Origin of the sequence: Vulcanococcus limneticus LL (assembly GCF_002252705.1) — a bacterium.
In the GTDB taxonomy this organism is placed as follows: domain Bacteria; phylum Cyanobacteriota; class Cyanobacteriia; order PCC-6307; family Cyanobiaceae; genus Vulcanococcus; species Vulcanococcus limneticus.
Map to the genome: position 1 here is coordinate 107,088 of NZ_NQLA01000001.1, position 13,955 is coordinate 121,042.

The 13,955-nt window shown below is 70.7% G+C and carries 13 protein-coding genes; 2 read left to right on the forward strand and 11 right to left on the reverse strand.

The window, feature by feature from the left end; translation table 11 throughout:
* Window positions 1-150: 150 nt before the first annotated feature.
* The 6 genes from CJZ98_RS00600 to menD all read right to left on the reverse strand — a co-directional run bounded on the left by CJZ98_RS00600 (window position 151) and on the right by menD (window position 7,727).
* Window positions 151-1,548 carry a UDP-N-acetylmuramoyl-tripeptide--D-alanyl-D-alanine ligase gene (locus CJZ98_RS00600; RefSeq protein ID WP_094587568.1) on the reverse strand — a complete coding sequence of 466 codons (1,398 nt, stop codon included), beginning with the start codon at window positions 1,546-1,548 and terminating at the stop codon, window positions 151-153.
* 4 nt (window positions 1,549-1,552) lie between these two features.
* Window positions 1,553-2,326 carry a hypothetical protein gene (locus CJZ98_RS00605; RefSeq protein WP_094587569.1) on the reverse strand — a complete coding sequence of 258 codons (774 nt, stop codon included), beginning with the start codon at window positions 2,324-2,326 and terminating at the stop codon, window positions 1,553-1,555.
* 43 nt (window positions 2,327-2,369) lie between these two features.
* The gene (gene glgA / locus CJZ98_RS00610) at window positions 2,370-4,022 is read right to left on the reverse strand and encodes a glycogen synthase GlgA (RefSeq protein WP_094587670.1); all 1,653 of its coding nucleotides are present in this window, start codon (window positions 4,020-4,022) and stop codon (window positions 2,370-2,372) included.
* Window positions 4,023-4,163: 141 nt separating this feature from the next.
* Window positions 4,164-4,802: a L,D-transpeptidase gene (locus tag CJZ98_RS00615; RefSeq protein ID WP_390625473.1), complete on the reverse strand. Its 639-nt coding sequence runs from the start codon at window positions 4,800-4,802 to the stop codon at window positions 4,164-4,166.
* 51 nt (window positions 4,803-4,853) lie between these two features.
* Entirely contained in the window at window positions 4,854-5,708 is an 855-nt protein-coding gene (gene menB, locus CJZ98_RS00620; RefSeq protein ID WP_094587571.1) for a 1,4-dihydroxy-2-naphthoyl-CoA synthase, read from the reverse strand.
* 84 nt (window positions 5,709-5,792) lie between these two features.
* The gene (gene menD, locus CJZ98_RS00625) at window positions 5,793-7,727 is read right to left on the reverse strand and encodes a 2-succinyl-5-enolpyruvyl-6-hydroxy-3-cyclohexene-1-carboxylic-acid synthase (RefSeq protein ID WP_232756070.1); all 1,935 of its coding nucleotides are present in this window, start codon (window positions 7,725-7,727) and stop codon (window positions 5,793-5,795) included.
* Window positions 7,728-7,780: 53 nt separating this feature from the next.
* Between menD and lepB the strand changes: the two genes are divergently transcribed.
* Together lepB and CJZ98_RS00635 are read left to right on the forward strand one after the other, a co-directional pair.
* On the forward strand, window positions 7,781-8,419 hold the full coding sequence (gene lepB / locus CJZ98_RS00630; protein ID WP_094587572.1) for a signal peptidase I: 639 nt from the start codon (window positions 7,781-7,783) through the stop codon (window positions 8,417-8,419).
* 30 nt (window positions 8,420-8,449) lie between these two features.
* Window positions 8,450-8,797: a DUF760 domain-containing protein gene (locus tag CJZ98_RS00635; protein WP_094587573.1), complete on the forward strand. Its 348-nt coding sequence runs from the start codon at window positions 8,450-8,452 to the stop codon at window positions 8,795-8,797.
* Window positions 8,798-8,819: 22 nt separating this feature from the next.
* Here the strand turns inward: CJZ98_RS00635 and CJZ98_RS00640 are convergent, their stop codons facing one another.
* The 5 genes from CJZ98_RS00640 to psbA all read right to left on the reverse strand — a co-directional run bounded on the left by CJZ98_RS00640 (window position 8,820) and on the right by psbA (window position 13,865).
* Window positions 8,820-9,986, reverse strand: coding sequence for a DUF4336 domain-containing protein (locus CJZ98_RS00640; RefSeq protein WP_094587574.1), 1,167 nt, complete (start codon window positions 9,984-9,986; stop codon window positions 8,820-8,822).
* 44 nt (window positions 9,987-10,030) lie between these two features.
* A complete protein-coding gene (locus CJZ98_RS00645) occupies window positions 10,031-10,870 on the reverse strand; it encodes a metal ABC transporter permease (RefSeq protein WP_094587575.1) in 840 nt (279 codons plus the stop codon).
* A complete protein-coding gene (locus tag CJZ98_RS00650) occupies window positions 10,870-11,709 on the reverse strand; it encodes a metal ABC transporter ATP-binding protein (protein ID WP_094587672.1) in 840 nt (279 codons plus the stop codon). The genes CJZ98_RS00645 and CJZ98_RS00650 overlap by 1 nt, the downstream gene beginning before the upstream one ends.
* Before the next feature lie 4 nt (window positions 11,710-11,713).
* Window positions 11,714-12,697 carry a metal ABC transporter substrate-binding protein gene (locus CJZ98_RS00655; RefSeq protein WP_094587576.1) on the reverse strand — a complete coding sequence of 328 codons (984 nt, stop codon included), beginning with the start codon at window positions 12,695-12,697 and terminating at the stop codon, window positions 11,714-11,716.
* 91 nt (window positions 12,698-12,788) lie between these two features.
* The gene (gene psbA / locus CJZ98_RS00660) at window positions 12,789-13,865 is read right to left on the reverse strand and encodes a photosystem II q(b) protein (protein WP_094587577.1); all 1,077 of its coding nucleotides are present in this window, start codon (window positions 13,863-13,865) and stop codon (window positions 12,789-12,791) included.
* Between the last annotated feature and the right edge of the window lie 90 nt (window positions 13,866-13,955).

Genomic DNA, 13,955 nt, shown 5'->3' on the forward strand with positions numbered 1-13,955 from the left:
CGCGGCCCTGTTCTGCGGGGAACCGGCTAGCTGGACAAGATCTGGAAGGGTCTCAGGTGAACCACCACCCTCAACCCCAGCCCGAGGGCTACGCCATCGTGAAATGCCGCTCCGAGGCCAGCATGGCGGAGCGGCCTGGGGCCGGTGAGTTCAGGCGGCCAGCTCCAGCAGTGGAATCAACTGCTCCAGTGCCACGCCCCGGCTGGCCTTGAGCAGCAGCTGGTCGCCGGGAGCCAGCCACTCCCTCAGCACCGGCGCCGCCTCAGCCGGGTTCGACACCCGCCGAAGCCGGGGCAGGCCCGCCGCCGCCGTCAGCATGGCTTCGCCCTCAGGGCCGCCATCGACGATCACCAGCCCGTCGAGCTCCAGCTCCCTGGCCCACTCGGCGACCTGACGGTGCAGCGCCAGGCTCTGCTCCCCCAGTTCGAGCATGGTGCCCAGCACCGCGAAGTGGCGGCCGGGCTGGCGCTGCAGCAGGGCAAGGGCCGCAAGTACCGCCTCTGGGGAGGCGTTGTAGGTCTCATCCAGCACGGTGATGCCGCCGATGCTCTGGCGACGGCTACGCCCCCCCGGCAAGGCCACCTCCAGGCAATCCAGCCGGCCGGCATCAAGCCCGAGCTCCTGAGCAACGGCGATAGCCAGCAACAGGTTGCGGGCGTTGTGCTCCCCCTCCAGGGGCAGTGGGATCCGCGCCTCTCCCAGGCGAAGAACCGAGCCTTCAGCCTCTAGCTGGCCGATCGCGTCGGGGGCAGGCAACGCTTGCCCAGCAGTGGTGGTGCTCGCCGCCTCGGAGTTGGCGCCCCCACTGCCCGCCAAGGCCACCCGCACCACCCGACCCGACCACACCCGTGCCAGGGCCTGCTCCAGCAGGGGGTCGCCGGCGGGGATCACCACGAGCCCATCGGGGCGTAGGCCCGCCGTGATCTCGCACTTGGCGGTGGCGATGGCGGCGCGGCTGCCCAATCGGCCGATGTGGGCCGTGCCGATGTTGGTGATCACGGCGATGTCGGGCTCGGCGCAGCGGGAGAGCCGATCGATCTCCCCGAGGCCCCGCATGCCCATCTCCACCACCACGGCCCGGTTCATGGCCCCGGCCCTGAGCAAGGTGAGCGGCACGCCAACGTCGTTGTTCTCGTTGCCGCTGCTGGCGAGCACCGGCCCCAGGGGGGCCAGTACGGCGCGGATCAGCTCGCGGGTGGTGGTCTTGCCGGCAGAGCCGGTGACCGCCACCACCGGCGCCCGCAGGTCCTGGCGCCACAGCCGGCCCAACTCCTGGTAGGCCACCAGGGTGTCGTCCACCAGCCAGGCCGCCAGGCCGGGTGGAAGAGCACCCTCCCGCCCCCGCTGCACCAGGGCGGCCTGGGCCCCCAGGCGTGCCGCTTCTGACAGGAAGGCGTGGCCGTCGAACCGCTCCCCCACCAGCGGCACGAACAGAGCTCCTGCAGCGAGCTGGCGGCTGTCGGTGCAGACGGGGCCCAGGGGCTGATCGGGGTCAACGGTGGCGCCGATCGGGGCTCCCCAGCGTTCGATCAACCGGCTCAGCAGCATGGCCTCAATTCCGCTCGGCGGGACTGAGCAGAATCATGCCGCCGCCCACCACCGCCTCCCGGCCCATCAGCGCTCCATGGGCATCGCGCAGCTGCAGGTGCTCGTAGCCCAGACCCAGGGCCAGCTGCAGCCAGGCGTCGGCGCGGCGCTGCTGCTCCGCGCCGGGTAGGTCAAGGAAGTCTTCGGCCAGCACCAGCTGCAGGCCGGCGCTGGCAGGCTCGGCGCTGGCGGTTCGCAGCAGACCTGCCGCTGCGGGGCTGGCGAGGAGTTCGGCCAGGGGATCGGGAGGGACCATGGGCCCTGGGGCGGCTGCGGCGGCTTCGGAGGACGTCTCTGCCGTGGCGGCAGCGGGGGCGTTGGGCTCTGGCTCTGGGGTCTCCGGCGCGGGGGCCTCGGAGCGGGGTTCCTGGGGAGCGTCTGCGGGGTCTGCGGTTGCCCTGGTGGCTGGGATCTCCTGCGGTATCTCCAGGGGGATCTCGGCCGGCGGCGCCAGTGATTCGGGCTTCGCCAGGCCGCTGGCACTGTCGTCCAGTCGCTGGCCCAGCCCCACCAGGAGCAGCGCAGCCAGCGCCACAACCAGCAGCAGCGGCCAGAACAGGGGCGCCAGGTCCCGGGGCCAGAGGGCGGGGCGGGGCAGATCCCCCTGGCCATTGCGGCGCCATAGCTCCTGCAGGCCCAGGCGCAGAGTTGCGGCCACGGCCCGCAGGTCCTCCCCCAGGGCCCGCCAGGGGCTGCGGTAGGGCACTGGCAGGTTGGTGCTTGGCTCCGACCGGCTCATGGGGGAGAACGCAGGGAGGCTGCCGCCCGGCTAGGGCCGGGGCTCAGCCGCCCGGCCGGCGCCGCAGCAGGGCCAGGGGGTTGAACCGGGCGGCCAGCGAGGCGTCGGATGGCAGATCGCTGGCGTTGGCGCCGTCAGGGGCGGTTGTGCCATCTGGGTCGGCGTTGCCAGCCGCTCCGGGTACCCCAGCCTGGCTTTGGCTCCAGCCCTGGCCAGCTTCCACGCTCAGCGACTCGGCCTGCAGATCGCCGCCCCGGAGGCTGGGATCCGCGTCCTGGCCAAGGGAGAACTGCTCCACCGCCTGGGCATCGGGCGAGGGCTCCTTGAGGCCGCGCACCTCTTTGTACATCCGGTCGTACTCCAGGGCCGAGCGCTCCCAGCTGTGATCCGCCGTCATGGCGCGCCGCTGCAGCTCGCGCCAGCTGTCGACGTGGCGGTAGGCCTCCCAGGAGCGCACGATCGAGGTATAGAAATCCAGTGGGTCGTACCGGTCGAAGCAGAAGCCCGTGCCGCTGTGGTGGGCCGGGTCGTGGGGCGGCACCGTGTCCACCAATCCGCCGACGCGGCGCACCACCGGGATCGAGCCATAGCGCATGGCCAGCAGCTGGCTGATGCCGCAGGGCTCGAAGCGGCTGGGCATCAGGAAGGCGTCACTGCCGGCGTAGATCAGGCGAGATAGGGCGTCGTCGTAGGTGAGAAACACCGAGAAACGCCCGGGATGGCGCGCCGCCATCTGCCACAGCCCCGATTCCAGGCTGCGATCGCCGGTGCCCAGCACCACGATCTGACTGTCGGAGTAAGCGAGCACCCGATCGGCCACCTGCAGCAGCAGGTCGATGCCCTTCTGATCCACCAGCCGGCTCACCACCCCCATCAGATAGCTGTCGGGGTTCACGCTCAGGCCCATGCGCTCCTGCAGGGCTGCCTTGCAGAGGGCCTTGCCGCCCAGGTCGTCGGGGCTGAAGCTGGCCGGCAGGCTGGGGTCGGTTGCGGGGTTCCAGTCGTCCTGATCGATGCCGTTGAGGATGCCGCGCAGCTTGCCGCTGACGTAATTCAGCAGACCATCGAGCTTCTCGCCATATTCAGCCGTGCGGATCTCCTGGGCATAGGTGGGCGACACAGCATTCACCCGATCGGCATAGAGCAGGGCGGCCGCCATGGTGTGGTCCCCCTGCATATACCAGGGACACCAAGTGATGCGGTCCAGTTTCCAGCGCCAGGGCCCCTGGTATTTGAGGTTGTGGATGGTGAAGACCGTGCTGATCTCCGGGTCCTGATGCATCCACACCGGGATCATGCCGGTGTGCCAGTCGTGGCAGTGCAGCACCTGGGGCTTCCAGTGGTTCCAGGCGAATTCGGCCGTGGCGCTGGCGAAGAAGGTGAAGCGCCAGTCCTCGTCTTCACCGCCATAGATGCGCTCGGGGTCGAACACCGGATGGCCCACCAGATAGAGCGGCAGGCCCGTGCTGGGGTGGCGGCTCTCGTAGATCGCGAAGTCGGTGCCCATCGTGTGGCCGCGCCACACCGGTTCGCTGGAGATGGTGAGCTTGCTCCACAGCCGGCCGTAGCCGGGCATGATCACGCGCACGTCGTGGCCGAGGGCCGCCAGGGCCGGCGGCAGCGAGCCCACCACGTCCCCCATGCCACCCACCTTCACCATCGGGGCGCATTCGGCTGCCGCAAACAGCACGCGCATGGGCTCGATCACCACAGGTGGGCGCAACTCTACGGGCGGTCTCAGGGCTTCCCGTTCGTGGCGAACCGCGCTGACGTGGCCTGAAGGCAGCCCGGATGAGGGCAGCACGGTTCAAGGCAGCACAATTCAGGGCAGCACAGTTCAGGGCAGCACGGTCACCGGGGTGCCGACCTGCACCAGGTCGAACAGGTCGCGCACGTGCTCGTCGTACAGGCGCACGCAGCCGTGGGAGATGGCGCGGCCCACGGTCCAGCGGTGGGGGGTGCCGTGGAAGCCCGCCACCACGCAGCCCTGGACGTCGAGGTAGCGCTCGCCGTCCCAGCCCTTGCGGCCCGTGCAGTCGCGGTGGAAGCCGATCCAGCGGCTGCCCAGGGGATTGGCGGGGCCGGAGCCCACGCGCTTGCCGCTCTCGGGGTGCTCCCAGATCGGATCGACCTGCTTCTCCATCACCTGGAAGCGGCCCGCCGGCGTCTCCCAGCCCACCATGCCCACGGCGGCGGGGAAGCGGCGACGCAGCTCGCCATCCTCCAGCACCATCAACTGGCGCCTGCTGCGATCCAGCACCAGGTGCAGGCCGGTCTGCAGGCGCAGCTCCTCCGGCACTGCGGCCAGGGCCACCCCATCGCTGATCGGCGGGGCCGCCGGGGGGATCGGGTCGCTCTGGCGGGCGTGGCCGGCGGCTGGCGCCAGGGCTCCCAGGCCGGCTGCGGCGGCGAGAAGCAGCGGGGCAAGCCGAACGGGGGCCAGTGGCAGGACCAGAGAGACGGGAAACCGCGGCAGCACGGCGGCGCAGAGTTCAGGTCGCTGCCTGGACCCTAGCGAGGCCAGGCCCTACGGCAGCCAGGGCGAGCCGGAGAAGTCCGGCGCCCGTTTCTCCAGGAAGGCATTGCGGCCTTCGCGGCCCTCCTCGGTCCGGTAGAAGAGGTGGGTGGCCTGCCCGGCCAGCTCCTGCAGTCCCGCCATGCCGTCGGTTTCGGCGTTGAAGGCGGCCTTGAGGCAGCGGATTGCGGTGGGACTGTGGCCCAGCACCTCCCGGGCCCAGGCCACCCCCTCGGCCTCCAGCTCCTGCAGGGGCACCACCTGGTTCACCAGGCCCATGGCCAGGGCCTGCTCGGCGCTGTACTGGCGGCAGAGGAACCAGATCTCGCGCGCCTTGCGCTGGCCCACCAGCCTGGCCAGGTAGCTGGCGCCGAAGCCGCCATCGAAGCTGCCCACCCGCGGACCCGTCTGCCCGAAGACGGCGTTCTCGGCCGCGATCGAGAGGTCGCAGAGAAGGTGCAGCACCTGGCCGCCGCCGATCGCGTAGCCGGCCACCAGGGCAATCACCACCTTGGGCAGGCTGCGGATCAGGCGCTGCAGATCCAGCACGTTCAGCCGCGGCAGGCCCTCGTCGTCCACGTAGCCGCCATCGCCGCGCACGCTCTGGTCGCCGCCGGCGCAGAAGGCCCAGCCGCCGTCGGCCGCTGGACCGGCCCCCGTGAACAGCACCACGCCGATGGCCGGGTTGTCGCGCACCCGTGAGAAGGCGTCGAACAGCTCGCTCACCGTGCGCGGCCGGAAGGCGTTGCGCTTGTGGGGGCGATTGATCGTGATGCGGGCGATCCCCTCCTCGCACAGGTCGAAGAGGATGTCGGAGTAGCTCCCCTGGGGGATCCAGCGCGCGGAAGATGGCTGCGGGGTGAGCATCGGCCAGGCTGGTGGTGGGGCCATTCTGCGGCGCGGCCTGGGGTGTCCCCAGGGTCTTCCTGCCCGGAGGGATCGCAGCCTGGTTCAGCGCAGCTCCCTTGTCATGGGCCGGCTGGCCAGCTGCCGGGCCACCGTCGCCCGCAGGTGCTGGCGCAGCAGGGCATCGGCACGGCGGCCGGTGCGCAGCTCGATCAGGGCCATCGGGTGCTCCGCCGCCCAGCTCAGGGCCGCTCCGAGCTCCGCCAGGCTCGCCAGAGCCCGCACCGGAACCCCATGGGCGGCCGCCAGGGCGCCGTGGTCCACCGTCTGGGGCATGGCGAACAGGCGCTCGAAATCCATCGCCTGTTCGGCCTGGGGGCGGATTGGCAGTTGCTCGAAGATGCCGCCGCCACCGTTGTCCACCAGCACCACCGTCAGCCGGCAGCCCGCAGTGTCGAGCTGCCGGCGCCAGAGCCAGCCATTGGCGTCGTGCAGCAGGGCCAGATCCCCCGTGAGCAGCACCAGCTCTCCCTCGGCCAGGGCCAGACCGGCGGCGATCGAGAGGGTGCCGTCGATGCCGGAGGCGCCGCGAAAGCCATGCACCCGTCGCTGGGGGGCGGCCGGATCGGCGAAGCTCTCCCAGTCCCGCACCGGACTGCTGCTGGCGAGCATCAGCGGCAGTCCGGCGGGCAGCAGGCGGCTGAGGGCCCGCGCCAGGGCGGGCTCGGCGGCGGGGGGCTTGGATTCCCCTCCAGCGCCAGCGGTGCCCTCGGTGTGATCCAGGTGCAGGTTGAGGTCCCGATCCAGTGCCGCCTGGGCCAGGCCCTCGGCCCGCCGCCAGTGCCCGGCCAGGGCCTCGGCCCCTGGGGCTGGGGCAGCGGATGCCTCGTCGCCTGCAAGCCATGGCCAGATCCGCTCCAGCCAGGCGGCCAGGCCCTCGCCGCGGCGGACAGTGGCGCTGCCGGTGGCATCCAGGTTGCGCGGTTCGGCTTCACTGATCAGGAGTTGGGGGCCGCTGGCCGCGGCGATCCACTGCTGCAGGCGGCGGCTGGCGGGCATGGGGCCCAGGCGCAGCAGCTGGGGGGGTGCCAGCTGTCCGGGGGGCTCGGCCAGCAGCAGGTCGTAGGCGGCCACCAGCTCCAGGCCGGGCCAGCCCCGCAGGCCCGAAAGGCCATCGGCCAGCACCGGCCAGCCCGTGCGCCGCTGCCAGCGCAGCAGGGCGGCGGCAAAGCGCCCCAGCTCGGCGGCGGTGCCTCGCCAGGGGCCTGCCACCACCACTCCCGCTCGATCGGGATCCAGGCCGCCGAGGAGATCGGCCTGGGCCTGGCTCTGGCCGCCAGGCCCAGGGCCTTCGGCTTTGGCCAAAGGCTCGCGCGCCCGCTCCCGCACCGGTTTGGGGGCCTCCTCCGCCCGTGCGGCGCCAGCGCCGGCGACCATGGCAAGCTCGGCGGCCAGCTCCACCAGTTCCGCCGCTCCGGCGTGCAGCGGCTCTTCAAAGGGCAGGTTGAGGTGCACCGGTCCCACCGGGGTCTCCAGGGCGGCGGCCCAGGCGCGGTCGGCCAGGACTCCGATCGCCTGCTGATCCATGGCCGCCAGGCCCCGCCCGTCGCCGTGCAGGCAGGCCCGGCAGCTGGCCGCCAGGAACTGCTCCTGGTTCACGGTCTGGTTGGCACCGCAGCCCTTCAGCCGCACGGGGCGATCCGCCGTGAGCAGCAGCAGCGGCACACTGCCGCTGTCGGCCTCCACCGCCGCCGGTAGGAGGTTGGCCACCGCGGTGCCGGATGTCGTCACCACCGCGGCCGGCATCCCGTCCACCCGCCCCAGCCCCAGGGCCAGGAAGGCGGCGGAGCGTTCATCCACGCCCGTGAGCAGCTGCAGGCCGTGGCGCTCCAGCATGCCCGCGGCCACCGCCAGGGGGGCCGAGCGACTGCCGGGGCAGAGCACCAGGCGCCGCAGGCCCTGGCGCCGCAGTGCCAGCAGCAGGCTGAGGGCGGCCCGCAGGTTCGCCGCGGTACTGGTGGGGAAGGCAGAAGCGGGCACCGGCGCCGGCGGCTGGTGAGGATGGACCGATCATGCTGACCGGACCGTCCCCCATGGCCGATACCCCATCCCCTCCGGCCGGCGCCGGGCCCGACGGCGGCGGCGGCGCCGAGTCCAAGGGCCTGCGGGGGTGGCTGCGGCATTGGCTGCCCCTGCTGGCCTGGGTCGCCCTGGCCCTGCTGCTGCGCTGGGTGGTGGTGGAACCCCGTTGGATCCCCTCCGGTTCGATGCTGCCCACCCTGCAGCTGCAGGACCGGGTGCTGGTGGAGAAGCTGCGGCCGCGGCTGCACCGTCCTCTCCCCCCCGGCACGATCGTGGTGTTTCATGCCCCGCCGGCCCTGGTGGCGGCCGGTTACGACCCGCAGGCCGCCCTGATCAAGCGGGTGGTGGCCGAGCCGGGCGATGTGGTGGAGGTGCGGGACGGCCAGCTGATCCGCAACGGCACGCCGGTGGCGGAGCCCTGGCTGAGCGAGGCGATGGACTACAGCCTGCCCCCGCTCACGGTGCCCGAGGACGGGCTGATGGTGCTGGGCGACAACCGCAACGCCAGTCTGGATTCCCATCTCTGGGGACCGCTGCCTAGCCGGGAGGTGATCGGCACCGCCGTGTTCCGCTACTGGCCCCTGGACCGGCTCGGTCCGATTCGGTTCTCCCCCCAGGGCCTCAGGGATGGCCTCAACCAGTTGGGGTAGGGTTGCCGCGTGACGCGGAGCACACCGGAGATGTTCAACCCGGAGTTCCTGACGAGCGAGAACGAGGCGATCGGCTCCAATTCGCTGATCCAGTACCTCCAGGAGCAGTCTCCCGACGTGCTGCAGCGGGTGGCTCGCTCGGCCAGCAGCGACATCCAGGACATCATTCGCCACAACGTCCAGGGACTGTTGGGCATGCTGCCCGGCGAACAGTTCGAGGTGAAGATCCAGGCCAGCCGCGACAACCTGGCCGGTCTGCTGGCCTCGGCGATGATGACTGGCTACTTCCTGCGCCAGATGGAACAGCGCATGGAGCTGGAAGCCTCCCTGTTTGTCGACGCGGACCAGGACGTCGATCCGGGCGAGCTGAAGCTCTGAGGCTCCCGGGCCTCACCTGGCCTCAGCTCAGCGGCTGCTCGGGGACCACCCCCAGCTGCAGCAGGCGATCGTCAATGCCGGCCAGATAGGCCCAGTTCCCCTCCCGGGGGGCCCAGGGCCGGGCTTCGATCTGATCGGCGAGGGTCGCCAACTGCTCGGGGGAGCAGGGGATCGGTGCTTCGTAGTGGGCGGGCACCAGCCAGCGCACGCCCTCCAGGCTCGCCAGGCGCCGCAGCCAGGTCAGCAGGGGCTGGCGGGCCCGTGGAAACACCAGCCGCTCCAGCACCGGCGCGATCTGCAGCCGGGGCCGCCCGGCCTCCAGCAGCGCCTCGAAGGCCGCCTGCCAGCCGGGCCGCCAGCGGAACGGGTAGAGGCCGAAGTAGCTGCGCGGGCTGCGCAGCCCTGGCCGCAGGGCCTGGCCCAGCACCTCAGCCAGGGGCGGCACCGCCAGGGGCTCGGGCCGCAGATAGGAGGCGAACAGCACCAGCCGCCGCCAGCCGCGCCGCCGCTGCTCCGGGCCATCCAGCAGGGGCTCGTCGCCCCGCTCGCGGGCATGGAACAGCAGCGGTGTGGGGTCCGCCGCGAAGAGCTCAGGGGGCTCGGCGCCGATCGCCACCAGGGCATCGGTCACCAGCAGGGCGCCGCTGGCCCGGTGAAGGCAGGCCAGTTCCTGGAAGCGCCCCACCCCCAGATCCAGGGGCCCGAGCGATTCCCACAGCAGTTCGCCAGGGTGGGGCCAGCCGTCCTCACCCAGTACCCGCGTGCGCTCGGTGGGGAAACCCAGCCAGCTCAGGGGTAGCCGCAGCGGGAAGCTCCACTGGCCGGGCGTCACCCACACCTGGGCCGAGGGGAAGGCCCGGGCCATGGGGGGCACCGGTAGCTTGTGCTCCAGCCCTGAGGCCGTGGGCAGCACGATCGTGGTCACCGGGCCGAAGCGCTCCTCCAGCTCCCGCAGGGCTGAACGCACCTCCCCGGTTGGCGCCACCGGCGCGTAAAGCAGCAGACCGGCCCGCAGCCGCACCACCGTCATCCGGATCGGCACCGCCACGTAGAACACCCCCTGCAACTGCTCGAAGCCCCAGAGCTGATCGGGGATCAACTCCCGCACCAGGGTGCGGCGCCGGCCGTAGGGATAGAGGGGCAGCAGTGGCCACCAGGGCCAGGACTGCTCGCGACGTGCGGCGGTCATCGTCTTCAGCTCAACCCCCGTCTCACGCCCCGTCACGACCAACCTCAGCGGGACCGCTGGGCCAGCAGGCCGTGGCGGGGAGCCAGCAGGAAGGCCAGCAGAAAGAGTCCGGTCTGCACCAGCACGATGCAGCCGGCGGTGGAGGCATCGAGCCAGTAGCTCGCGTAGATGCCCACCACGCTGGAGAGCATGGCCGAGGCGATCGCGATCCAGCTCATCCGATCGAAGCGGTCGCTCAGCAGGTAGGCGGTGGCGCCGGGGGTCACCAGCATCGCTACCACCAGGATGATGCCCACCGTCTGCAGGCCCGCCACGGCCGCCAGGGAGAGCACCGCCAGCAGCAGGTAGTGCAGCGCTCCGGTGTTGAGGCCGATCGAGCGGGCGTGGGTGGGATCGAAGCAGAACAGGATCAGGTCGCGCCGGAACACCAGCAGCACCGCCAGCACCAGGGCGCTGATCAGCAGGGTCTGCTGGATGTCAGCGGTGCTGATGCCGAGCACGTTGCCGAACAGGATGTGGGTGAGGTCGATCGAACTGCGCAGCTTCGAGATCAGGGTGAGGCCCAGGGCGAAGAAGCCGGTGAACACCAGGCCGATCACCGTGTCCTCCTTGATCCGCGTCATCTGCTTGATGTAGCCGATCAGCGCCACCGAACCCACGCCGAACACGAAGGCCCCCACCGCGAAGGGCAGCCCCAGGGCGTAGGCGATCACCACCCCGGGCATCACGGCGTGGGACACCGCATCCCCCATCAGGGCCCAGCCCTTGAGGGTGAGGAAGCAGGAGAGCAGGCCGCAGACCGTGGCGACCAGCAGGCTTACCAGCAGGGCCCGCACCATGAAGGCGTGGCTGAGGGGCTCCGTGAGCCAGAGCAGGGCCTCCATCAGCGGATTCCCCCGGGGCTGGCTTCCAGGCCGGCCATCACGGCACTGAAGGTGCGTGCCAGGTTCTCCTCGGTGAACACCTCGTCGATCGCCCCGTAGGCCAGCACGGTTCGGTTGATCAGCACCACCTGGTCGCAGAAGCCTCTCACGTGGGCCAGGTCGTGGGTGGAGATCAGTACGCTGCGCCCCTCGCGCCGGAACTGCTCGAACAGCTCCACCATCAGGCCCTCGGTGCGGATGTCCACGCCGTTGAAGGGCTCATCGAGCAGCAGCACCGTGGCCCCCTGGGCCAGGGCTCGGGCCAGGAAGGCCCGCTTGCGCTGGCCGCCGGAGAGCTCGCCGATCTGACGGTCCCGCAGGTCCCACAGGGCCACCCGCTCCAGGCTCTCGCGCACGGCCTGGCGGTCCTGGGGCCGGGGGCGGCGCAGCAGGTTCATGCGGCCGTAGCGGCCCATCATCACCACGTCGGCCACGCTCACCGGGAAGTTCCAGTCGACGCTTTCGGTCTGGGGCACGTAGGCCACGGCCTGCTCGCGGCGGGCCTGGGCCAGGGGGGCGCCGTTGATGCGGATCGTGCCGCGCGACGGCCGCACGAAGCCCATCAGCGCCTTGAACAGGGTCGACTTCCCGGCCCCGTTCATGCCCACCAGGCCGCAGATACTGCCGGCGGCCACCCGCAGCGAGGCCTCGTGCAGGGCCACCACCCCGTGGTAGTCGACGCACAGACCCTCCACGGTGATCCGCTCGGGTGGCAGGGGCGTGGGCGGCTGGGCCGCCGTGTGGGCTGCTGGGGTTGGAGAGGAGCCGTAGGGGAAGGTCCCGCGGGGTGGATCAACCATCGCCTCAGCCTCCCGCACCGCGCAGCCCCTGCACCAGCGTGCGCAGGTTGTGGCGCTGCAGCCCCAGCAGGCTCGGGGCAGGCCCATCAGGCAGCGAGAGGGAGTCGACGTAGAACACCCCGCCAAAGCGGCTGCCGGCCTCGCGGGCCACCTCGCGCTGGGCCTCGTCGCTCACGGTGCTCTCGCAGAACACCGCCGGCACGCGGCGGCGGCGCACCAGATCGATCAGGCGGGCCATCCGCTGGGGGGTCACCTGGCTCTCGCCGTTGACGGGCCAGAGGTAGGCCTCCTGCAGGCCGTAGTCGCGGGCGAGGTAGGAGAAGGCCCCCTCGCAGCTGGCCAGCACCCGCTGCTCGGCAGGCAGGGTGGCAAGGGCCTGGCGGAACTCGCGATCGAGTTGGCGCAACTGGCGGCGGTAGGCATCGGCGTTGCGCCGGTAGGTGGCGGCGCCGGCCGGATCGATGGTCGTGAAGGCGGCGCGCAGGTTCTCCACATAGATCTCGGCCAGCTGTGGCGACATCCAGGCGTGGGGATTGGGCTGGCCGCGGCCGGCGTCTTCGGCGATCGGCAGGGGGGTGATGCCGGCGCTCAGGGTCACCCGCGGCACGCCCGGCAGGCCGGCATGGAAGCGCTCGGCCCAGCGCTCAAGGTTGAGGCCGTTCTCCAGGATCAGCCGGGCGCCGCTGGCGCGCTGCAGGTCGCTGGGGGTGGGCTCGTAGCCGTGGATCTCGGCCCCCAGCTTGGTGATCGACTCCACCTGCAGCCGATCCCCCGCCACCTGGCGGGCCATGTCGGCGATCACGGTGAAGGTGGTGAGCACCCGGGGCTTGCCGCTCGCAGCCGTCCCCTGCTGCTGCCCCTCCGGTTGGCGTCCGGGTTTGCAGCCGGCGAGCGAGAGGGCCACCAGGCCCACGGCCACCAGGGCCCAGGCCAGGCGCCGGTGCACCCGCTGGGGGCTTGAGCCGCGGCCGATCGATGAGAGGACCATGGGCGATCGCCCGACGGGTGGAGCCTACGAAAAAACCCCCGCCGCAGCGGGGGCTCTGGGGTTGCCGCAGGGCGGCAGGGGCCAATGGCCCTCAACCGATCGCGGGGGCGGTCAGGGCGACGGGTGTCACCTGGGCCGCGGCCAGATCGAGGGGGAAGTTGTGGGCATTGCGCTCGTGCATCACTTCGATGCCCAGGTTGGCGCGGTTGAGCACGTCAGCCCAGGTGTTGAGCACGCGGCCCTGGCCGTCCAGGATCGACTGGTTGAAGTTGAAGCCGTTCAGGTTGAACGCCATGGTGCTGATGCCCATGGAGGTGAACCAGATGCCCACAACAGGCCAGGCACCAAGGAAGAAGTGGAGGCTGCGGCTATTGTTGAAGCTGGCGTATTGGAAGATCAGGCGACCGAAGTAACCGTGGGCAGCCACGATGTTGTAGGTCTCTTCTTCCTGGCCGAACTTGTAGCCGTAGTTCTGGGACTCGGTCTCCGTGGTTTCACGCACCAGGGAGGAGGTCACCAGTGAGCCATGCATGGCAGAGAACAGGCTGCCGCCGAACACACCAGCCACACCCAGCATGTGGAAGGGGTGCATCAGGATGTTGTGCTCGGCCTGGAACACCAGCATGAAGTTGAAGGTGCCCGAGATGCCGAGGGGCATGCCGTCGGAGAAGGAGCCCTGACCGAAGGGGTAGATCAGGAACACGGCATAGGCGGCGGACAGCGGGGCGCTGTAGGCCACGCAGATCCAGGGGCGCATGCCCAGGCGGTAGGAGAGTTCCCACTGGCGGCCCATGTAGGCCGAGATGCCGATCAGGAAGTGGAACACCACCAGCTGATAGGGACCGCCGTTATAGAGCCACTCATCCAGGCTGGCTGCTTCCCAGATGGGATAGAAGTGCAGGCCGATGGCGTTGCTGCTGGGGATGACAGCGCCGGAGATGATGTTGTTGCCGTACAGGAAGGAGCCGGCCACGGGCTCGCGGATGCCATCGATATCGACGGGGGGAGCCGCGATGAAGGCAATGATGAAGCAGATGGTGGCCGACAGCAGGCAAGGGATCATCAGCACACCGAACCAACCCACATAGATGCGGTTGTCGGTGGAGGTGACCCACTTGCAGAAGCTTTCCCAGCTTCCAGCGCGGCCGCTGCGAAGGGCAGTGGTCATGGACCGAATGAGTACGGGAATGCCACGGGATGTGGCACAGCCACGCTAGGTAGCCCGTTCGAAGCCCTCGGCGAACGACAACGAACGTGA